Below are 20899 nucleotides of genomic sequence, written 5' to 3'. Positions count from 1 at the left end.
GGACGTTGTCACGCCCGGGCGAGGGTCCGGCGCGCCGACCAGCCGAGCAGGGCCAGCTCCAGCACCACGAACCCGGCGAGCACCACGGCCCCGGACGCCACGAGCATCGCGAGCCCGACCAGCAACACCGGCAGCACCAACCCCGCGTACGCCGCGAGGAACAGCGCGGCCAGCACTTCGCCGCGGGTGAGGTCGTCGGCCAGCGCCGCGACCGTGCCGACCGACGCCCGGAAGCCGAGGCCGAACCCCGCCCCCGCGAGCACGCTCGCGCCGAAGAACAACGGCAGCGAGGCCGTGAACGCCGCCACCGCCAGCAGCACCAGGCCGACGGCCATCAGCACGTACCCGGACCGCAGCTGCGGACGGGTGCCGAGCCGGGCCAACACGAGCTGGGCGAGCGCGGCACTGCCGAGCATGGTGAACGGCGCGATCCCGGCGAGCAGGCGCGACGGCTGGTGCAGCTCGTGAGCCAGCAACGACGGCGCGAGCGCCATGAACAGGCCGCTGATGGCGAACGCGCCGAACACCCCGATCGCCGCGCCGGTGAACTCCGACCGGGCGGCCGACGGCAGCGAGAGCCGCTGCGGCCGGTAGGCCGGACGCTCCTCGCGGCGTTCGACGGTCTCCGGCACCAGGCTCACGGCGATCGCTTCCAGCAGCAGCACCACCAGGAACACGGCGAACGGCGTGCTCAGCGGGTGGCCGGCGAACCGCGCGAACACCGCGCCCACCAGCGGCCCGATCGCCAGCCCACCGGCGTTGACCACGGTCGCGACGAGGCCGGAGCGCCCGACGTCGGCGTCCGGCCGGGCGACGGCGCGGAGTTCGGACAGGTGTGCGGTGGCGGTCGCCGTGATCGCGCCGATCCCGGCGCCGCTGACCAGCCGCGCGACGATCAGGCCGGGCACGTCCGGCCAGAGCAGGAACAGCGCCGCGGACAGCGCCTCGGCCAGCAGCCCGGCGAGGAGGACACGGCGGCGGCCCAGCCAGTCGCTGACGTGCCCGGCCAGGTACAGGCTCAGCATCACGCCGACCGCGTAGGCGGCGAAGACCACCGTCACGAGGAACGCCGGGAAGCCGTCCCGCTGCTGGTAGAGCGCGTACAGCGGGGTCGGGACGGTGGAGAACGCGAGCGCCGTCGCGAACGCGACCGCGACAACGCGGAACCCCAGGCCGTGGCTGACCCGCAGGCGGGCGGTCGGGGCGGTGAGCACGGACATCGGAACCTTCCGGGACTTCGGGGATCTTCCGCTGTCCACGATCACCCCGCCGACTCAGCAAGTCCAACGAAAAGTCCTGGTCCCAGTTATCGCCTCAGCCGATAGATTGGCCGAATGGAGACGCGTCAGCTCGAGTACTTCGTCGCGGTGGCCGAGGAGCTCAGCTTCACCCGGGCCGCCCAGCGGATGTTCGCGGTGCAGTCCACGGTGTCCGCCGCCGTCCGGGCGCTGGAGACCGAGCTCGGCACCCGGCTGTTCGACCGGTCCACCCGCCGGGTCGCGCTGTCGGCGGCCGGCGCGGCGTTCCTGCCCGAGGCGAAGTCCGCGATCGAGGCCCTCGAACGGGCCCGCGCGACCGTCCAGGAGGCGTCGGAAGGCCTGCGCGGCAGCCTCCGGATCGGCACGCTGACGTCGATCGGCACCGTGGACCTGCCGGCACTGCTCGGCGCGTTCCACCGGCGCTACCCGCGCGTCGACATCCACGTGACAGTGTCGATCACCGGCTCGACCGGGCTGGCCGAAGAGGTCCGGCAGGGCCGGCTCGACGCCGCACTGGTCGGCCTGCCCGCGGCCGACCTCGCCGGGCTGGACGTGCTGCGGGTCGACACCCGGCCGTTCGTGGCGCTGCTGCCGGCCACGCACCGGCTGGCCCAGCGGCGCGCACTGCGACTGGCGGACGTCGCCGACGAGCCTTTCATCGACATGCCACGGGGGTTCGGCAACCGCGTGGTCATGGACCGCGCGTTCGACGCTCTCGGTCTGTCGCGGCGGGTCACCGTCGAGGTGGCCGACCTGCGGACGGTGCCGGGATACGTCCGGGCCGGGCTCGGGATCGCCGTCATCCCGGAGACACCCGGGCAGGAGGAGCCGGACGTCGTCGTGCGGCCCCTGGCCGGCGGGGGCCTGGACTGGCCGCTCAACCTCGTCACCGCCGGTGCGAAGCCGCCGAGCCGTGCGCTGCGGACGCTGCTCGACCTCATCGCGGCGGACCGCGCTATTTGAACACGTTCAACTCTTTCGGTACGGTGGGTTCCGGCGGACCGTGAAGGGGGACTTCCATGAAGGTCGTGATTCCCGGGGGCACCGGTCATCTGGGCCGGGTGCTGAGCCGCGTGCTGGCCGCGCGCGGGGACGAGGTCGTGGTGCTCACCCGGCGGGAGGCCGCGCCGGAGCCGGGGGTGCGCCACGTCCGCTGGGACGGCCGCGGCGCCGGGCCGTGGACCGGTGAGATCGACGGCAGCGACGTGGTGCTCAACCTGGCCGGCCGGTCGGTGAACTGCCGGTACACCCGGGCGAACCTGCGCGAGATGTGGAACTCGCGGATCGACTCGGCGCGGGTCGTCGGCGGCGCGATCGAGCGCGCCGCGCGGCCGCCGCGGGTCTGGCTGCAGATGAGCACGGCGACGATCTACGCCCACCGCTTCGACGCGCCGAACGACGAAGCGACGGGCATTCTCGGCGGTGGCGAACCGGGCGTGCCGGCGTACTGGGCCTACAGCGTCGACCTCGCGCGCGCGTGGGAGCGCGAGCAGGAGCTGGCCGCGACCCCGCACACCCGCAAGGTCGCGCTGCGGACGGCGATGGTGATGAGCCCGGAGCCCGGCGGCGCGTTCGAGATGCTGCTGCGGCTGACCAAGCTGGGGCTCGGCGGCCCGGTCGCGGGCGGCGGCCAGTACCTGTCGTGGATCCACGAGGACGACCTGGTCCGGGCGCTCGACCTGCTAGTCACCCGCGACGACGTGAGCGGGCCGGTGAACCTGGCGGCCCCGGAACCGTTGCCGTACCGCGACTTCCTCCGTGCCCTCCGCGCCGCGGCGGGTGTCCCGTTCGGCCTGCCCGCGACGAGGTGGATGGCGGAGGTCGGGGCGTTCGTGCTGCGCAGCGACAGCGAACTGCTGCTGAAGAGCCGCCGCGTGGTGCCGGGGCGGTTGGTGGCAGCGGGGTTCGTGTTCGAGTATCCGGAATGGGCTGCGGCGGCGGAGGATCTGGTGCGGCGGACCAGGAGCCTGTCGAGGGTGACTGGGTGAGGTCAGAGTTCCTGCGACGACCGCAGTGTCCTCAGAGGACGGTCAGCTGAGATCTTCGTTGTCCCGCAACCGCCGCAGCATCAGGGCGAGGTGGAGCCGGAACCGGCCCGCGGGGGAGTCGATCTCGAAGCCGAGGACCGCTTCCGCGCGGGCCAGCCGGGCGGGCATCGTGCTGTGGTGGCGGTGCAGCACGGCCGCCGCCTTGCGGGCCGAGCCCGTTGCGCACAGGGCGTCGAGCGCCGCCAGGGTGTCTTCGCCGTGGGGTTCGGCCGCCAGGCGGTCGAGCGCACGGGTGTCGGGCAGCTCGGTGAGGTCCGCCGGCCCGAGCTTGCCGGCGAGCGCCGCGAGGCTGCCGAGCCGGTCCCACCACACGACCGGCTCGGAGAGCGACGTGAACCGCAGTGCGGTCCGGGCGGCCGCCCACGAACGGGCTGCTTCGAGGGCCGGGAGGTCCGGGCCGATACCGGCCCGGCTGCCGTCGGGCAACGGCGTCACCTCCGTGGTCAGCACCGCCCGCACCCGGCCCAGCCGCGCCGACGGCCCCGCGAGCGTGTCGACGCCGGTGCCCGCCAGCACGCGCAGCCGGGCCGCCGGGCCGAACCCGAGCAGGTGCAGGGCGCGTGCCCGGTCCGCCGTGCCGACGTCGTCCGACAGCACCAGTTCGACCAGCGCGGGGTCGCCGAGCTCGGGCCGCGGCACGCCGTTGTGCTCCAGCAGGATGGCCGTGGCGATCGCGAACCGTTCCAGCAGCATGTCGTCCAGCGGGATCGGCGGGCCCGTGCGCGCCACCCACACCACCACACCGCCTTCGAGCCGGCGGACCGCCGCTCCCGCCGGCGCCGTGCCGGGCGTGGTGACGGCCGCGTCCGGGGCCGCGCGCAACGACATCCCCTGGCCGGGCGCGTGCACGCCGACCGGGCAGCCGGCGAGGTCGGCCGTGCTGCGCACCAGGGCGTCCAGGCCGGCGTGCCCGGTGATCAGGCGGTCGAAGAACCCGATCACCCGGACGGCGTTCTCGGCATCGGCGTCGAGCCCGGACAGCCGCAGCAGCAGGCCTTTCATGTCGCCACGATAGGCGCGCCCGCCGCCGGATGGCGAGGTCCGGGCCGGGAACGCCCGCCGCGTGGCGGTGGCCCGCGGCGCCGCCGGCGGCCGATGATCGCTCCATGACCTACGCGATCGATCCCGAGCTGCTGCCCTGGCTGGACATGTTGCCGGCGGTGACCCTGTCCGACCACGAATCCCTGCTGGCCGCGCGCGCTTCCATGACGCAGCTGAGCGACGTCCTGCCGGTCTACGAACCGGTGAACCCGATCGACGTCCGGGACACCGCCGTGCCCGGCCCGTCCGACGCCCCGGACGTCCCGGTGCGCGTCTACACCCCGGCGAACCGCACCGGCGCCGTGCCCGGCCTGCTCTACATCCACGGCGGCGGGTTCGTCCTCGGCGACCTGGACATGTTCCACGCGTCGCTGCTCCGGCTGGTCGACGAGCTGGGCATCGTGATCGTGTCGGTCGACTACCGGCTGGCGCCCGAGCACCCGTTCCCGGCACCGGTCGAAGACTGCTACGCGGCCCTGCAGTGGGTCGAGGCGAAGGCCGCCGAGCTGGGCATCGACCCGGCCCGGCTCGGGGTGGGCGGCGAGAGCGCCGGCGGCGGCCTCTCGGCGGCGGTGGCGCTGCTGGCCCGCGACCGCGGCGGCCCGGCGCTGTCCTTCCAGTACCTCGGCATCCCCGAGGTGGACGACCGCCTGGACACACCGTCGATGCGCGCCTACACCGACACGCCGATGTGGAACCAGCCGAACGCGGTCTTCAGCTGGACCAGCTACCTCGGCGCCGAACCCGGCAGTGACGGCGTTTCGCCGTACGCCGCCCCGGCCCGGGCCACCGACCTGGCCGGGCTGCCGCCCGCGTTCGTGACGACGTGCCAGTTCGACCCGCTGCGCGACGAGGGAATCCAGTACGCACAACGCCTCGCGCACGCGGGCGTGGCCACGGAGCTGCGCCACTACCCGGGCACGTTCCACGGCTCGGGCCTGGTCGAGACGGCGGAGATCTCACGCCGGATGTTCGCCGACGAGGTGGACGCGCTGCGCCGGGGTCTCCGGGTCTGAGCCGTCAGAGGTGCTGCCGGCCCTCGCGGAAGAAGGCCGTCACGGCGCCGTCCAGTTCGCTCAGCGGGTGGGCGGCGCCGAACGGCGCGTTCCAGAACTCGCCCTGCCGCGGCTCGAACGGCCCGACGTAGGCGTACGGCTCGCCGAGGTGGGTGTCGCCGGGGGAGACGCCGTAGTTCACTTCGTCGACGACGATCGCGACGTCGAAGTGCTCGGGCCAGAGCACCGGCACGGCGTCGGGCGCGAACTCCCGCAGCGCCCGGTCACCGTCGGCGAAGGCCCGCAGCAACGTCTCGAGCGCGCCGGGCTCGAGCACGATCGTCTCGTCGGGACGGACGCCGGGACCGCCGGAGTAGACCCCCGCGGGCTCCCCGGCGACGAGCCCGGCCGCCGAAGCGACTTCGGCGTACGTCCGCCCGGTCAACGGAACCCGGACGGCGTCCGTGACGAGCTCACCGCCGTCGACCCGCAGCTCCGGCGGCACGACGGTGGCGAATCCGCCGTCGAGCACCCGCAGCTCGATCCGGCCGGCCGCCCGGTGCTGCGGGCCGGCGAGCAGCAGCTCGGCGACGCCGTGCAGGGAACGCCGGGTCGGCGCCAGGTCGGGACCGTTCATCGGAGACTCCTCACGCCCGGGGCAGCTTGCTCGCCAGCGCCTTGCCGAACGCCACCGAAGCGTCGCAGGCGCCGTCCCCGGTCTTCGTCGCGAAGATCCGGACGTGTTCCGACCGCTTCTCGTCCAGCCGGCGGTGGTTCCACGTCACCGCGCAGCTTTCGCCGGTCTGGTGGCGCGTGCCCGTGACACCGCCGAGGTCGACCGGGCTCCCGTCGTCCGGCACATCGGGATAGCCCTTCTCGAAGGTCAGCCGCAGTGACGTCGTCGCGGTCCACTCGCACTCGCGCAGCCGGGTGAGCTTGACCTCGCGGACCGGCCCGATCGCCTGCGCCACCGCGGGTTTGCCGAGTGCCGTGCACGGGTCCAGCGCCACCACCGTGCCGGGTGCCAGGTCGTACGGGGTGCCCCCGCGGACGCGCTCGAGCACCTTGGCGAGCGTGGCCTTCGCCAGGCCGCACGTCTCGGCCAGCGCCGTCACCCCCAGCTCGGGCTGCGCGGGAACCTGGACGCTCGCGTCGCAGGTGCTGCCGCTGATCTCGGTGAACAGCACCGGCCTGCCGTCGAGGTCCTCGGTCGGCCGGCCGCCCTCGAGGTAGATCTGCTCGCCCAGCTTGATCGAGACCTTTTCGCCGGACCTCGTCCGGTACTCGCAGCGCTCGAGGAACCCGGTGTCCGGCACGGCGCCGAGCTTGCCGAGGTCCGGCACCGTGACGTCGTTGAGCACCTTGCAGGGATCGGTGCGCCGCAACGTCTCCAGGCTCGTCGGATCGAGGTTCGCCCCGGCGGTCGGCGGATCCGGGTCCTTGGCGGTGAGCGTCACGGCCAGCAGGCTGCCGGCGGCGAGCGCGGCGACGGTGGAGAGGACCGTCACCACCGGGAACCAGCGGCGACGCCGACGCGGCTCGGGCACCGGCACCGGTTCGGGGACGGGCCAGGAAAGCGCGGTGCGGACCGCGGCCTCCTGCGTCCCGATCAGCCGGTGCACCGCTTCCGGCCACGGCCGCGTCCCGGGCGCCACCGAGCCGAGGAAGTCGAGGATCCGCTGGGGTGACGGCCGCCGGGCGGGATCCTTGGCCAGGCACGGCTCGACGAGCGTGCGGATCTCGGGCGGCAGCCCGGTCAGGTCCGGGACGGCGTGCACGACGTTGTAGAGCATCTGCGCCGTTGTCGAGCCGGCGAACGGGCCGCGCCCGGTCGCCGCCATCACCAGCAGGCCACCGAGGGAGAAGACGTCGCTCGCGGGCGTGAGCGGACGGCTTTCGGCCTGTTCGGGGGACATGAACGCGGGGGAGCCGACGATGCCGCCGGTGCCGGTCAGGTCGGAGCCGCCCTCGGTGGCCCGGGCGATGCCGAAGTCGATCACGCGCGGGCCGTCGCCGGTCAGCAGCACGTTGCCGGGCTTGAGGTCGCGGTGGATCAGGCCGACCCGGTGGATCTCGATCAGCGCCGTCGCCAGCCCGACGGCGAGCCGGCGCACCGACTCCACCGGCAGCGGCCCGGTCGCTTCGACGGCTTCCTTCAGCGACGGCCCGGTGACGAACACCGAGGCGAGCCAAGGGGTTTCGGCGTCCGCGTCGGCGTCCATCACCGCCGCGGTGAAGGCGCCGGAAACCCGTTGTGACGCCTGCACTTCCTGCTTGAACCGGGTGCGGAAGCGGGCGTTGTGGGCGAACTCCGGGTGCACCTGCTTGAGCGCGACGAGCCGGCCGTCCGGCGCGACACCGAGCAGGACGCGGCCCATCCCGCCCTCACCGAGCTCGGCGACCAGGCGGTACTGGCCGGCTCGCCGGGCGTCCCCCGGCTCCAGCGGCTTCACGGCTTCGGCAATCCGGGCCGGACCGCCTTGGCGATGTCCTGCGTGCCGCGGCAGATCTCGTCGTCGGTGAGCTTGCTGGCGGACGTGCGGTAGGTGACGACGACGTTCTCCGAGAAGTTCGCTTCGAGCGGGCGGTGCTGCCAGGTCAGGTCGCAGAACCCGGACGCGGGGTTGGACCGCTTGCGGGTGTAGTACGCGGTGACGCCGCCGAGGTCGACGGTGCCGGTCGAGTCGTAGTACGAGTCCTTCGACTGGACCGGCGGGGTGCCGCGTTCGAGCGACACGGCGACCTGACCACCGACCTGCCATTGGCACTCGTGCAGCCCGCGGGGTTCGACCTTGGTGACCGGGCCGGCGATCCGCTGCACGGTGGCGGTGCCGACCAGCCCGCACGGGTCCACCGGCGCGAGCACCGCCGGCGCGGCGGGCGGATTCGCGCGGAGACGTTTCAGCGTTTCGGTGAGCCCGGCCTTCGCCGAGTCGCACGGCTTGGCGAACGGCTCCGCGGCGCTGCTGGCCTCGACCCCGATCGTGGTGTCCGGCCGATCGACGACGGGTACGGAGGCGGTGCAACCACCCGCTTTGTCGTTGATGGCGAGCGGGAGGCCGTCGAGCTCCCCGGAGGGCGTGCCCGAGGCGGTCACCGGGCCGCCGATCGTCAGCTCCAGCCACTGGCCCTGCGGGGTCTCGTAAACACACTCGAAGTAGTGCACGCCGATCTTCGGGGCGAGCTTCCCGGTCCCGGGCACCGACGGGAGCAGCTTGCACAGGTCGACCCCGCGCAGCTTGTCCGGGCCGAGCGGGTCCGGATTCGGCGCGGACGTGCTCGTCGTGACCGGCGGCGGGGCGCTGCTGCTCGCCGGGGCGGCGGTCGCGCCGTCGTCGCCGTTCAGCACGGTGACGGCGGTGATCGTGCCGGCCGCGACCACGACGGCCGCCGCCGCGGCGAGCAGGGCCCGGCGGCCGCGTCGCCGGGGCTTCGGCGGCTTGGTGACCACGGCCGTGACGTCGGCCTGGTGGCGTGCGATGAGCGCGTGCACGGCGGGCGGCCACGGGCGCTGAACCGGCGGCAGGGGCCCGAGCAGCTCCAGCAGCTGCGCGGGTGTCGGCCGCCGGGCCGGATCCTTGGCGAGGCACGGCTCGGCCAGGGCGCGCAGCTCAGGCGAGAGGAACCGCAGGTCCGGGTGTGTGTGGACAACGTTGTAGAGCGACTGCGGCGCCGACGCCCCGGCGAACGCGCTGTGCCCGGTGGCGGCGAGGACGAGGAGCGCGCCGAGGGAGAAGACGTCGCTCGCCGGGGTCAGCGGCCGCCCTTCGGCCTGTTCCGGCGATATGAACGCGGGTGAGCCGAGGATGACGCCGGTGTGGGTCAGGTCGGTGCCGCCCTCGGCGGCGCGCGCGATGCCGAAGTCGATGACGCGGGGGCCGTCGTCGGCCAGCAGGACGTTGCCCGGCTTGAGGTCCCGGTGCACCAGCCCCGCGCGGTGGATGCCGATCAGCGCGGACGCCAGCCCGGCGGCCAGGTGCCGCACCGCGGCCGGCGGCAGCGGGCCGGTGGTGTCGACGGCTTCCTGCAGCGAAGGCCCGGCGACGAACACCGAAGCGAGCCACGGCGTCGGCGCGTGTGCGTCGGCGTCCATCACCGCCGCGGTGTAGGCGCCCGAGACCAGCCGCGAGACCTCGACCTCGCGGCGGAACCGCTCGCGGAACCCGGGGTCGCTCGCGAACCCGCGGTGGACCTGCTTGACGGCGGCCAGCCGGCCGTCGGGGGCGACCCCGAGCAGCACCCGGCCCATCCCTCCCTCGCCGACCGCGGCGAGCAGCCGGTACCGCCCCACCTGCGCCGGCTCACCCGGACCCAACGGCTCCACGCCCCACCTCCGCGGGCGATCGTAGAGCGTGCCGTGGGGGCGGTGGCGCCGAATGGCCCAGTCGGGCCCGGCCCGGTGGTCTGGTAGCGGGTCGCGGTCCGGTACGGCAGCTCGCCGATGTCGGACGTCTTCGTGCGCCGGGCCGCGGGCTCAGGAGTCCGCGGCTCCGGTGCGGAGCAGGATCTTCCCGGTCACCTGCCGCCGTTCGATGTCCTCGTGCGCCACCGCGGCCTCTCGCAGCGGGTAGATCCGCCCCACGACCGGTGTCAACCGGCCCGCCGCGGTCTCCGCCAGCACCTGCCGCACCCGTCTGGGCGTGTCCGGCCAGAACTCCGGGAGCTGGGACATGTCCGTCACCGTCAGCCGGCGGCGGTCGGCGGCGGTGAGGGCGGTCTGTGCGCCACTGCTCATGCCGTAGCCGGAGAAGCGGCCGCCGTCGCGCAGGAGCGCTAGTGCCGCGGCGCCCAGCGGGCCGCCAACTCCGTCGAACACCACGTCCGGGCCCGGCACCTGCCCGGTCCAGTCCGCGTTCGCGTAGTCGACGGCCCGAACCCCCAGCTCCTCGGCGAGCGCGACCTTCTCCGGCCCCCGGACCGCGGCGATCACGGCCGCCCCCTCGGCCCGGGCCAGCTGCACCAGCAGGCTGCCGAGCCCGCCCACCCCCGGCACCACCAGGACGTTGTCTCCGCGGGACACCGGGGTCTTCTCGAGCAGCGCCGCCGCGGTGCTGCCGTCGTCGAGAACGGCCAGCGCGCGTGGCAGCGCGAGCCCGTCCGGCACCCGGAACGTGAACCCGGCGTCGGCGAGCACGGTGTCCGCGTACCCACCCCCGGGTGCGCGAGTCACGACCCGCGCACCGAGCCAGTCCTCGGCAACGCCGGGCCCGACGGCCGTCACCGTGCCCGCCACCGCCCCGCCCGGCACGTACGGCGGGTGCACCGGGAACGCGGCGGGGCCGTCGCCGCGCCGGATCAGGGTGTCCAGCCAGCCCGCGCCCGCGAAGGCGACGGCCACCCGGAGCTGCCCGGCGGCGGGCTCGGGGGTGGGGAGTTCGACGGGTTCCAGGACGTCGGGCCCGCCGAAGCGGGTGGCCATGATCGCTTCCACACCCCGAGTCTCGGACTTCAAGAACCCTTGAAGTCAAGTCAGGGCACGACGTCGGTGACCGTGTCCTTGACGACCTGCCACCGGCCGTGGTCGCGCACCAGCGTCAGGCTGATCGTGTAGTGCCGGTCGATGCCGTGTGACGGCTCCAGGTAGTGCGCGTCGAGGATCGCGAAGCCCATCTGGCAGTTCTCGATGACGGTGTGCACCACCGTCCACGGCATCGAGTACTCGTAGGGCACCTTGAACTGCTGCTCGAGCACCGGGGTCACGTTCGCGTCGTAGCCGATGTAGAGGTTGCCCTTGCGGCCCACCGTGACCATGTCGCGGTGGATGATCGCGCTGTACCGGGCGGCGTCGCGCTTGTTGTAGCTGTCCATGTCCTCCCACACGGCGTGGTCGAACGCCCGCCGGCAGTCCTGCCCGCCACCGCCGCCCTGCTCCCCGGCCGACGCCGCGACCGGCGTGGCGACCGCCGCCGCGGCCAGGACCGTCCCCAACGCCGCGTAACCCCACTTGCGCATCTGGTTTCCCTTCTTCGTGGACCGGCGACGACCCTGCCGGGACGGCGCATCACAGCTGCATCACTTCCGCACCGGCACCGCGCGAAGGCCGGTTAACCTCGCCCGCGGGGTGAGCCATGGAGTTCCGCGTCCTGGGTCCGGTGCGAGTGCTCGGCGACGGGCGGCCGATCGGGCCGGCCGGGCCGCGGCAGGAACGCATCCTGGCGGCGCTGCTGCTCGGCGCGGGCCGGGTGGTGCCGGTGGCCCGGCTGGTCGACGTCGTCTGGGACGGCGAGCCGCCGGCCACGGCGGTGCGGCAGGTCCGCAACCTGACCACGGCACTGCGCCGGACGCTCGTCGCGGCCGGCGCGGGCGAAGACGTCCTGACCGCCGAAGGACCCGGCTTCACGCTCCGGCCGGACGTGTTCGACCTCGACGTCTTCGAGGACCGGGTCGCCCGCGGTGAACTCCGGGAAGCCCTGGCCTGCTGGCGGGGACCGGCGCTCGCCGGGGTGGACAGCGCCGCGCTGCGCCCGGACGCCGAACGCCTGGCGGAGCGGCGGCTGGCCGTCCTGGAGCGGTGCCTGGCCGCCGAAGTCGACGCCGGTTCCGGGGACGCCGTCGCGGAGCTGACCGCGCTGGTCGCCGAGCACCCGCTGCGCGAAGGCCTGGTCGGGCTGCTCATGCGCGCGCTGCACCGGGCGGGGCGGCAGGCCGACGCGATCGACGCCTACCAGCGCGCGAAGCGGCGGCTGGCCGACGACCTCGGGATCTCCCCGGGAGCGTCGCTGCGCACGCTCTACGAGCAGCTCCTGCACGAAGAACCCGGGCGCTGCTTCCTGCCGTACGACGTGCCGGACTTCACCGGCCGGGCGGCCGAGGTCGCCGGCGCGCTCGAGGCGCTGCGCGGCGGGCGGCCGGTGGTGGTCGACGGGATGGCCGGGGCCGGGAAGACGGCGTTCGCCGTGCGCGTCGCGCACCGGGCCGCCCGCGAGTTCCCGGACGGGCAGCTGTTCGTCGACCTGCACGGGCACACCCCGGGCCGGGACCCGCTGCCGGCCGAAGCCGCGCTCGCGGCCCTGCTGCTGCAGCTCGGCGTGCCCGCGAGCCGGCAGCCGGACGGGCTCGACGAGCGGGCCGCGCTCTGGCGGTCCCGGGTCGCCGGGCGGCGGCTGCTCGTTGTGCTGGACAACGCCGCGCACGCCGGGCAGGTGGTGCCGCTGCTGCCCGGCGACCGCGGCGCCGGGGTCCTGGTGACCGGCCGGCGGCGGCTCGCCGCGGTCGACGGCGCACTCGCGCTCTGCCTGGACGTGCTGCCCCCGGCCGAGGCCGAAGCCCTGTTCGGCGCGGCGGCCGGTGGCCGGTCCGGCGCGGGTGTCGCGCGGCTGTGCGGGTACCTCCCGCTGGCGCTGCGGATCGCCGCCGCCCGGCTCCAAGCGCGTCCACAGTGGACAGTCGACGACCTGGTCGCCCGGCTCGGCTCCGAGCGGTCGAGGCTCGGGGAGCTGCGCGCGGGCGGCCGCGACGTCGCGGCCGCGTTCTCGCTGTCCTATCGGGACCTCACGCCCGCGCAGCGGCGGCTGTTCCGGGTGCTGGGGTGCCACCCGGGCGGCGACTTCGGGGCGCCCGCGGCGGCCGCGCTGTACGGCGCCGGCGTCGCGGAAACCGAGCGGCTGCTGGAAGACCTGCTCGACGTCCACCTGCTCCGGCAGCCCGCGCCGGGCCGGTACGGCTTCCACGACCTGCTCGCCGAGCACGCGCGGGAGGCAGCCGGCCCGGAGGAGGCCGCGGCGGCGTTCGAGCGGCTGCTGGACCACTACCGCGACGGCGAGTTCCCGGTCGCCGAGGAACGCGCCAACCTCGTCGCCGTCTGCGCGATCGAGGGACACGACGAGCACGTCTGGCGCATCACCGACCGCGCGGTGGCGGCGTTGCGCGAGCAGGGGCACCGCGACGAGCTGACGGCGCTGGCCCACGCGGGAGCGCGCGCCGCGGACCGGCTGGGCGACCCGCACGCCCGGCAGCTGAGCCTGGCGAACCTCACGAGCGCGCTTTGGGAGACGGGCCGGCTCGCCGAGGCCGTCGACACCACGGCAGAGCGGCTTCGGCTGGTCCGGGAGTCCGGCGACCGCGCGGCCGAGGCGGCGGCACTCGCCCGGATGGCCACGCTGCACGGCATGCTCGGCCGCTACCCCGACGCGGTCCGGCTCTACCGGCAGGCGCTGGTGCTGGCCGGCGAGACGGGCAGCCACGCCGTCGCCGCCCTGATCTGGGGCAACCTCAGCAACGTCCAGGAGGTGCTCGGGCAGCTGGAGGACGCGCTGACCTCGGCGTCGCGCGCCCGGGCGATCCGGTCGGAACTCGGCGACGGCGAGGGGACGATCCTGGCCACCGCCCAGCTGGGCCTGGTGCTCGCCCGTCTCGGCCGGCCGGTCGAAGCGCTCGAGGCGGCGGAGAAGGCGGTGCGCGCGGCGGTCGAGACGGAGTATGCGTTCGGCGAGGCGTGGAGCCGCATCGACTGCGCCGAGGTCCTGCTCGCGGCCGCCCGTCCGGAGCGGGCGCACGACCACGCGTCACGTGCGTGCACGATCCTCGCCCGGCTCAACCACCCGCTGCTGCTGACGATGGCGGCCACCAGCCTCGGCTCGGCGAACGAGGCGCTCGATGACCCGTCGGCCGCGCTGGCGGCGTACCGCCTGGCGTTGACGACGGCGCGTCGTATCGGCTACCGCGCCCAGGAGGCCCGCGCCCTCGCCGGCCTCGGCGCGTCGCACGCGGCGCTGGGGGAGCACACCGAGGCTGCGCGGCACGAGCGGCTCGCGCGGGAGCTGTCGGAGGAAATCGGGCTTCCGATTCCGGCTGACCGCTCGGGAGTGGCCGGGTCGCGCTAGGAAGGACTCATGCACACCGTGAAGACTTCCGTCGGACTGCTGCACCCCGGGGCGATGGGAGCCGCCGTCGGGGCGGTGCTCACCGCCGGTGGGACCCCGGTCTCGTGGGCCTCCGCCGGGCGCGGGCCCGCGACGCGGCGACGTGCCGAAGAAGCCGGGCTCACCGACGTCTCCGACCTCACCGCGCTGGCCGGCTGCGACGTGCTCCTCAGCATCTGCCCACCGGCCGCCGCGCTCGACGTCGCCCGGAGCGTCGCCGGGTTCGGCGGGGTCTACCTCGACGCCAACGCCATCAGCCCCCGGCACGCCCGCGAGGTCGAGGAGATCCTGGGCGGCACGGCGACCGTCGCCGACGGCGGGATCGTCGGGCCGCCGCCGCGGTCGGCCGGGACCACCCGGCTCTACCTGTCCGGGCCCGCGGCCGCCGTCGCGCGGCTGGAGAGCCTGTTCGCGGGCACCCACCTCCGGCCGGTCGTGCTGGACGGCCCGGTCGGCACGGCGTCGGCGCTCAAACTCGCCTTCGCCTCCTACAACAAGCTCACCTTCGCCCTCGCCGCGCAGTCCCACGCGCTCGCGGAGCGCCACGGCGTCGGCGACGAGCTGCGTGAGCTCGCCGCCGACGTCCTGCCGGACACTCCGCTGGGCGCGCCCGAGGGGATCGCCTCCGCCGGCCGCCGGGCGTGGCGGTGGGAGGGTGAAATGGCCGAGATCGCCGAAGCCTGCGCCGACTCCGGGCTGTCACCCGCGCTGCTCATCGCCGCGCAGGAGCTGTTCGGCCGGTGGCGCGAGCACCGTGACGACAACGGCGTCGCGCTCGCCGACCTCCTTCAGGCGCTGGTCACCCGGCCGGCGTGACGTCGATCAGCACTTTCCCGGTGGCGCCTTCTTCCGAGGCGAGGTGCGCCTTCGCGGTGTCGGCCAGGGCGAACCGGTGGACCGGCACACCACGCTCTTCGCCGAGCCGGAGCGAGCCGTCGGACAGGGCGGCGGTGATGTCCTCGGCGCCGGCGCGCAGCTTGTCCGCTCCGACGGTGTAGAGCACGAGGAACTGGTAGCGCGTGTTCTGCCACAGGTTCGCCCCGAAGTCGAGGCTGACCGTCCCGGTGCCGCGGTCGTCGCCGTAAACCGCGACCGTGCCGCGCGGGCGCAGGACTTCGGTGTGCAGCCCCGCGTTGACGCCGACGGCGACTTCGACGATGGAGTCGACGCCGTCCGGGGCGATCTCGCGGATGCGGGTGGCGAGCTCCGGGTCGGGGTAACGCAGCACGTGCTGGGCGCCGGCCGCGCGGGCGAGCGCGGCCTTTTCGTCGCTGCTGACCGTCGCGATCACCGTCGCGCCGGCCCAGCGGCCGAGCTGGATCGCGGCGTTGCCGACCGCGCCGGCGCCGCCGCTGACCAGCACCGTCCGGCCGTCGAGCGCGCCGGGGGAGAGCCGCGACGGCCCGTCCTCGGCTACGGTGAGGGCGCGGTGCGCGGTCAGTGCCGGGATGCCGAACCCGGCACCCTCGTCGAAGCCGACGGCGTCGGGGAGCCGGACGAGCTTCCCGGCCGGGAGCACGGTGTACTCCTGCGCGGTGCCGGCCGCCGGGCCGTGGGTGCCGGCGAGCAGCACCCACACGCGGTCGCCGGGGCTGAACGCGGTGACGTCCGGGCCGACGGCGTCGACCACCCCGGCCCCGTCCTGGTTGGGCACGGTTTCGGGGACTTCGGTCCCGGCTTCGGCGCCGCGGCCGCGCCGCTGCTTCCAGTCGGTGGGGTTGACCGCGGACACCACGATCCGGACGCGGACCTCGCCGGGGCCCGGCTCCGCGGCGGTCCGGTCGGTCAGGGTGAGCACCTCGGGGCCGCCGTTGCGGTGGAAGACGACTGCTTTCATGCCCGGTGCAATCACGCGGGACCTCGGGTTATTCCCGTCCCGCCCGGAAATGGGGCGGCGCAAATCTCTTTTTCGCCGGTGGCGGAAAAGGGGAAAACCGTGCCACGCGGGTGATCCCCCGGCCGGGCGATTTTCCGTGTTGCCCGCGCGAAAACGGCCCGCTTCGCAGAAACTGGGCGCGTGGGAGAGGAAAAGCGCACCCCGGGGGACGAGCGGCCGAAGCGCGACGACGGCGAGCCGACGCCGATCTTCGACGCCGTGTTCAGCGCGACACGCGCGCAGGCGAATAAGCAGAAACCGGCGGGGGAGCCGGACAAAGCGGGGCGGTGACCGGGCCGAATCGGTTTTGGCGGTGAGGGGCTCGGTGCACAAGGGATGGTGTGGCACGCCTGACGGTCGCATGCGCGGCGTGGCACCTTCGCCGAGGCAACCTGAGGCACTTTGTTCGACGTTCGCAGCGAACATGTAGCATCCCAGATGCACGTGCATCTGCAACCGAGGAGTGAAGCGTGGCGGGCGTCGTGAACAGCATGATCGCCGCCGAGCACGCGGCCGGAGCCTCGATCACCGAGCTCGCCGAGCGCTGGGGCATCGACCCGCGCCAGGTGGTGGAGCGCATCTCCGCGGCTCGTTCCTGAGCGGCGCGGCCGGACCACCGCCCGGCGCGCCGCCGCTCGTCAGATCGCCCGTTCGCCCTTGCCGAGCACGACGATCCCCCCTTCGCTGACGTGGTAGTGCCCCCGGTCGCGAGCCAGGTCCACCCCGATGTGCGCCCCCGGCGGGACCACGACGTTCTTGTCCAGGATCGCCCGCCGCACCACCGCGCCGCGGCCCACCCGCGCGCCGTCCAGCAGCACCGATCCCTGCACCACCGCGCCCTGCTCCACGAGCACGTCCGGCGAGAGCACCGAGTCGACGACCTGGGCGCCCGAGATGATGCAGCCGTTGCTGACGATCGACTGGTTGGCCGAGCCGCCCTCGACGAACTTGGCCGCCGCGCGCTGGCCCGGGTGGGCGAGGATTGGCCACTTGCGGTTGTAGAGGTTGAAGATCGGGTGCGTGGAGATCAGGTCGGTGTGCGCGTCGTAGTAGCTGTCGATCGTGCCGACGTCGCGCCAGTAACCGTGGTCGCGCTCGGTCTCACCGGGCACGACGTTGCCGCTGAAGTCGTAGACCGCCGCCTCACCCGACTTGACCAGCGCCGGGATGATGTCGCGGCCCATGTCGTGGTGCGACGCGGCGTTCTCGGCGTCGGCATGCAGCGCCTCCAGCATCACCTTCGTGGTGAAGATGTAGTTGCCCATCGACACGAACGACTCCTCGGGGGAGTCGGGCAGGCCCGGCGGGTCGGCGGGCTTCTCCATGAACGCGTCGATCATCAGGCCGTCGGTGGTCCGGATGACGCCGAACGAGCTCGCCTCCGCGCGCGGCACCCGGATCCCGGCGACCGTGACGCCGGCGCCCGAAGAGATGTGGGTCTCCAGCATCTGCCGCGGGTCCATCCGGTAGATGTTGTCCGCGCCGAACACCGCGATGTACTCGGGATCTTCGTCGTACACGAGGTTGAGGCTCTGGTGGATGGCGTCGGCGCTGCCCTGGTACCAGCGCGGCCCGAGCCGCTGCTGCGCCGGCACCGGCGTGACGTACTCGCCGGTCAGCGCCGAGAGCCGCCAGGTGGTCGAGATGTGCCGGTCGAGCGAGTGCGACTTGTACTGCGTCAGCACGCACAGCCGCCGGAAGCCGCCGTGCACCAGGTTCGACAGCACGAAGTCGACCAGCCGGTGCGTGCCGCCGAACGGCACGGCGGGTTTGGCGCGGTCGGCCGTGAGCGGCATCAGCCGCTTGCCCTCGCCCCCCGCGAGCACGATGCCCAGCACGTCGGCTCCAGTGTTCACGACGACCTCCCGCACACCTCGTAGAGGGCGACCGTCCGCTCGGCGATCGCCTTCCAGCCGAACTCGCCGACCGCACGTTCGCGGCCGGCGGCACCCATCGCGGCGGCCCGGTCCGGGGAGCCGACCACTTCGTCCAGCGCGGCGGCCAGGCCCGCCTCGAACCCCTGCGGGTCAGCTTCGTCGTAGTGCACCAGCAGCCCGGTCCGGCCGTTGTCGACGACCTCCGGGATGCCGCCGACGTCGCTGGCCACCACCGCGGTGCCGCACGCCATCGCCTCCAGGTTCACGATGCCGAGCGGTTCGTAGACCGACGGGCAGGCGAACACCGCCGCGTGGGTGAGCAGCTGCACGACCTCGGGGCGCGGCAGCATCTCCGGGATCCAGCGCACGCCGGTCCGGGTGCGTTCCAGCTCGGCGACCAGGTCGCGGAACTCCGCGTCCAGCTCGGGGGTGTCGGCGCCGCCCGCGCACAGCACCAGCTGCGTGCCCGGGTCGAGCGACGCGGCCGCGCGCACCAGGTGCGGCACGCCCTTCTGCCGGGTGATCCGGCCGACGAACAGCACGTACGGCCGGTCCGGGTCGATGCCGTGCTTGGCCAGCACTTCGGTGCCGGGGTCGGGGCGGTAGAGCGTCGTGTCGATGCCGTTGTGGATCACGTGCACCCGCTCGGGCGGCACCGCCGGGTACGCGGCGAGCACGTCCCGGCGCATCCCGCCGCTGACCGCGACGATCGCGTCCGCGGCCTCGTAGGCCTCGCGCTCGATCCACGACGAGACGCGGTAACCGCCGCCGAGCTGCTCGGCCTTCCACGGCCGCAACGGCTCCAGCGAGTGCGCGGTGACGACGTGCGGGATGCCGTGTGTCATCTTCGCCAGGTGCCCGGCCAGGTTCGCGTACCAGGTGTGGCTGTGCGCGAGGTCGTGGCCTTCGAGGGCGTTCGCCATCGACACGGCGATGTCCATCGTCGTGAACGCCGGCTGGCGGTAACCGTGCGGATCGGTGTGCCCGGTGGCGTCGGCGCGGTCCGCGCCCCAGCAGTGCACGTCGAGATCGACCAGCGGCCGCAACTCCCGGGCGAGGAACTCCACATGGACCCCGGCTCCGCCGTAAACCTCCGGCGGGTACTCCCGGGTGAGCAGGCCGACCTTCATGACCGAACCCTATGGCCTTTCCGGCCCGCCGCGCAGTCTGGCGTCCAGGGGAAATCCCGTGAACTTCCGGTGACTGCTCAGATGAGCGCGGCGGTCACGGCTCCCGGGTCAGGGTGAAGTGGCCGACACCCTTCGCCGCGGACCGGACCTGCCAGCTGTCCGGTCCGGTCGCCGGGCCCCCGGCGTACTGCAGCCGGTATTCCGGCTTGCGCGGCGTGATCGACCGGTCCAGCCAGTGGTAGTTCACCCGCAGCGCGAGGCTCATCAGCGGGTTCGCCGTCGCGATCCGCTGCTCGACCAGCGCGACCGCCCGGCCGCGGTCGGAGAACTCGTCGACGATCGTGCATTCGCAGAAGTAGGCGAGGGTGCCGATTTCGCCGGGACTGGCCACACTCGCGCCGTCGAGCCGTGCGCCCAGCTCGGTGCCGACCCGCGCGTAGTCCTGCGCGCTCGCCCAGTTCCCGAAGATCACCGGCGACGGCCACGGCACGCCCTGGGCGACGTCGACCGCCGCGCCGCACAGCACCAGCACCCCGGTGAGCCCGAGCGCGGCCACCGGCGGCCCGGTCCGCAGTGGCGGCCGTTCGCGGGTCTGGGCGTACCAGGTGCCGAAGGCGGCGACGGCGAACGCGCTCACCGCCGTCACCGGGGCCACGTAGTACCAGTGGAACGGGCCGACCCCGAGGAACGAATAGGCGACGTAGTAGAGGATCCCGCCGCCGGCGAGCGCGGCGAAGGGGCCCAGTGCCGGGAAGTCCGGCCACCGGACGCCGAACCGCGCCGCGGCCCACGCGGCGAGCGCGACCGCGCCGAGCAGCGCCGGCACGAACGACACCAGGACGGTCACCGGCCAGCCGAGGTAGTACATCATCGGCCCGGTGCTGTAGCTCCACGGCGCGAACAGGCCCGCCTGGAGCTGCTTGATCACCAGCGTGTCGGGCACGAACGAGCCGAAGACGACCCAGCTGACGACGAACCACGGCGCGGCGGTCAGCACCGCGGCGCCGGCCGCGGGCAGCAGGCGCCGCCGGATCGCGGGGGCGCTCACCGCGATCACCACGACGAACATCACGAGGTCGAGCCGGGTGAGGACGGTCAGGCCGGCGGTCACGCCGAAGAGGAGCGGCCGGCCTTCGAGCGCGAAGACCGTGAGCACCAGCAGCACCGCGGGGATCAAGAGGACTTCGAGGCCGATCGCGGACAGCACGAACGGGTTGAGCAGCACCAGCGCGACCCCGAGCACCCCGGCCACCGGCGGCAGCGTGAGCACCCGGCCGGCCCGCAGCCACGCCCAGCCGAGCGCGGCGCCGCACAGCACGGTCAGGATCCCGAGCGCCACCACCGGGTGCGGGCCGCCCGCCACCCGTGTCACCAGGGTCAGCGCGCCGAGGAGCAGGACGTTCAGCGGGGACGTCGCGGAGTTCGCGGGCGAGCCGGGGATCACGCCCCATTCGCCGTGCACGGCGAGGTTCTTCGCGTAGGCGAGGGTGATGTAGGTGTCGTCGGTCAGGCTGCCGCGCACCAGCAGGAAGGCAACGGCGCCCAGCACCGCCCCGAAGACGGGCAGCCACCGGCCGCGCGTGGTCGTCGTCCGCTGCTCCTGCTGCTCAGTTGTCGTTTCCGCAAGCACCTTTTCACCTTGCGGACGCGCCACCGGCGCGGGGTCCGCCCTCTGCCCGATCACCATGACCCGAGGACCGTAGTGACGGCGGATTACCGGGGTGCTACGCCCGTGTTAGGTCCGCCGGTCCCTACCTGGCCTCACCCGATGGTGGCACGCCCGGCGTGGGTCCGCAGTGTGGCTCGGCGTCC

At 73.9% G+C, this 20899-nt stretch carries 18 protein-coding genes; 7 read left to right on the top strand and 11 right to left on the bottom strand.

Annotated features, from left to right (window positions below):
* Positions 1–8: 8 nt before the first annotated feature.
* The gene (locus ACIA5G_RS10335; RefSeq protein ID WP_395922281.1) at positions 9–1220 is read right to left on the bottom strand and encodes an MFS transporter; all 1212 of its coding nucleotides are present in this window, start codon (positions 1218–1220) and stop codon (positions 9–11) included.
* A gap of 114 nt (positions 1221–1334) precedes the next feature.
* Here ACIA5G_RS10335 and ACIA5G_RS10330 point away from each other — a divergent pair, with 114 nt between their 5' ends.
* Positions 1335–2222: a LysR family transcriptional regulator gene (locus ACIA5G_RS10330; RefSeq protein WP_395922280.1), complete on the top strand. Its 888-nt coding sequence runs from the start codon at positions 1335–1337 to the stop codon at positions 2220–2222.
* A 56-nt stretch (positions 2223–2278) separates the two neighbouring features.
* The gene (locus ACIA5G_RS10325; protein WP_395922278.1) at positions 2279–3247 is read left to right on the top strand and encodes an epimerase; all 969 of its coding nucleotides are present in this window, start codon (positions 2279–2281) and stop codon (positions 3245–3247) included.
* Positions 3248–3289: 42 nt separating this feature from the next.
* On the opposite strand, the gene ACIA5G_RS10320 is transcribed toward ACIA5G_RS10325, so the two are convergent.
* Positions 3290–4309 (bottom strand): helix-turn-helix domain-containing protein, encoded by a 1020-nt coding sequence (locus tag ACIA5G_RS10320; protein WP_395922276.1) that lies wholly within the window; start codon positions 4307–4309, stop codon positions 3290–3292.
* 104 nt (positions 4310–4413) lie between these two features.
* On the opposite strand from ACIA5G_RS10320, the gene ACIA5G_RS10315 reads away from it, so the two are divergent.
* On the top strand, positions 4414–5364 hold the full coding sequence (locus ACIA5G_RS10315; protein ID WP_395922275.1) for an alpha/beta hydrolase: 951 nt from the start codon (positions 4414–4416) through the stop codon (positions 5362–5364).
* A gap of 4 nt (positions 5365–5368) precedes the next feature.
* On the opposite strand, the gene ACIA5G_RS10310 is transcribed toward ACIA5G_RS10315, so the two are convergent.
* From ACIA5G_RS10310 to ACIA5G_RS10290, 5 genes are all read right to left on the bottom strand, one after another.
* Positions 5369–5980 carry a hypothetical protein gene (locus ACIA5G_RS10310; protein WP_395922274.1) on the bottom strand — a complete coding sequence of 204 codons (612 nt, stop codon included), beginning with the start codon at positions 5978–5980 and terminating at the stop codon, positions 5369–5371.
* A 10-nt stretch (positions 5981–5990) separates the two neighbouring features.
* Positions 5991–7796, bottom strand: coding sequence for a serine/threonine-protein kinase (locus ACIA5G_RS10305; RefSeq protein ID WP_395922273.1), 1806 nt, complete (start codon positions 7794–7796; stop codon positions 5991–5993).
* Entirely contained in the window at positions 7793–9667 is a 1875-nt protein-coding gene (locus ACIA5G_RS10300; RefSeq protein WP_395922272.1) for a serine/threonine-protein kinase, read from the bottom strand. Before ACIA5G_RS10300 ends, ACIA5G_RS10305 begins: the two co-directional genes overlap by 4 nt.
* Before the next feature lie 150 nt (positions 9668–9817).
* Positions 9818–10774 (bottom strand): zinc-binding dehydrogenase, encoded by a 957-nt coding sequence (locus tag ACIA5G_RS10295; RefSeq protein WP_395922271.1) that lies wholly within the window; start codon positions 10772–10774, stop codon positions 9818–9820.
* Between the two features lie 38 nt (positions 10775–10812).
* Positions 10813–11295, bottom strand: a complete 483-nt coding sequence (locus ACIA5G_RS10290) for a hypothetical protein (RefSeq protein WP_395922270.1) — start codon at positions 11293–11295, stop codon at positions 10813–10815.
* 116 nt (positions 11296–11411) lie between these two features.
* On the opposite strand from ACIA5G_RS10290, the gene ACIA5G_RS10285 reads away from it, so the two are divergent.
* A complete protein-coding gene (locus ACIA5G_RS10285) occupies positions 11412–14165 on the top strand; it encodes a BTAD domain-containing putative transcriptional regulator (protein ID WP_395922269.1) in 2754 nt (917 codons plus the stop codon).
* An 18-nt stretch (positions 14166–14183) separates the two neighbouring features.
* Positions 14184–15020: a DUF1932 domain-containing protein gene (locus tag ACIA5G_RS10280; protein ID WP_395922268.1), complete on the top strand. Its 837-nt coding sequence runs from the start codon at positions 14184–14186 to the stop codon at positions 15018–15020.
* Here the strand turns inward: ACIA5G_RS10280 and ACIA5G_RS10275 are convergent.
* Entirely contained in the window at positions 15004–16041 is a 1038-nt protein-coding gene (locus ACIA5G_RS10275) for an NADPH:quinone reductase (protein WP_395922266.1), read from the bottom strand. The genes ACIA5G_RS10280 and ACIA5G_RS10275 overlap by 17 nt on opposite strands.
* 180 nt (positions 16042–16221) lie before the next feature.
* On the opposite strand from ACIA5G_RS10275, the gene ACIA5G_RS10270 reads away from it, so the two are divergent.
* Positions 16222–16371 (top strand): hypothetical protein, encoded by a 150-nt coding sequence (locus ACIA5G_RS10270; RefSeq protein ID WP_395922264.1) that lies wholly within the window; start codon positions 16222–16224, stop codon positions 16369–16371.
* A 179-nt stretch (positions 16372–16550) separates the two neighbouring features.
* Positions 16551–16679, top strand: a complete 129-nt coding sequence (locus tag ACIA5G_RS10265; protein WP_395922262.1) for a hypothetical protein — start codon at positions 16551–16553, stop codon at positions 16677–16679.
* A 39-nt stretch (positions 16680–16718) separates the two neighbouring features.
* Here ACIA5G_RS10265 and glgC read toward each other — a convergent pair whose 3' ends face one another.
* From glgC to ACIA5G_RS10250, 3 genes are all read right to left on the bottom strand, one after another.
* The gene (gene glgC, locus ACIA5G_RS10260) at positions 16719–17936 is read right to left on the bottom strand and encodes a glucose-1-phosphate adenylyltransferase (RefSeq protein ID WP_395922260.1); all 1218 of its coding nucleotides are present in this window, start codon (positions 17934–17936) and stop codon (positions 16719–16721) included.
* On the bottom strand, positions 17933–19087 hold the full coding sequence (gene glgA, locus ACIA5G_RS10255) for a glycogen synthase (protein ID WP_395922259.1): 1155 nt from the start codon (positions 19085–19087) through the stop codon (positions 17933–17935). The genes glgC and glgA overlap by 4 nt, the downstream gene beginning before the upstream one ends.
* Positions 19088–19181: 94 nt before the next feature.
* Positions 19182–20717: a hypothetical protein gene (locus ACIA5G_RS10250; RefSeq protein ID WP_395922257.1), complete on the bottom strand. Its 1536-nt coding sequence runs from the start codon at positions 20715–20717 to the stop codon at positions 19182–19184.
* Positions 20718–20899: the final 182 nt, after the last annotated feature.

The organism is Amycolatopsis sp. NPDC051758, from assembly GCF_044453095.1.
Lineage (GTDB): Bacteria > Actinomycetota > Actinomycetes > Mycobacteriales > Pseudonocardiaceae > Amycolatopsis.
The sequence above is the reverse complement of the archived record's forward strand: the minus strand, read 5'-3'. Positions and strand labels throughout refer to the sequence as shown.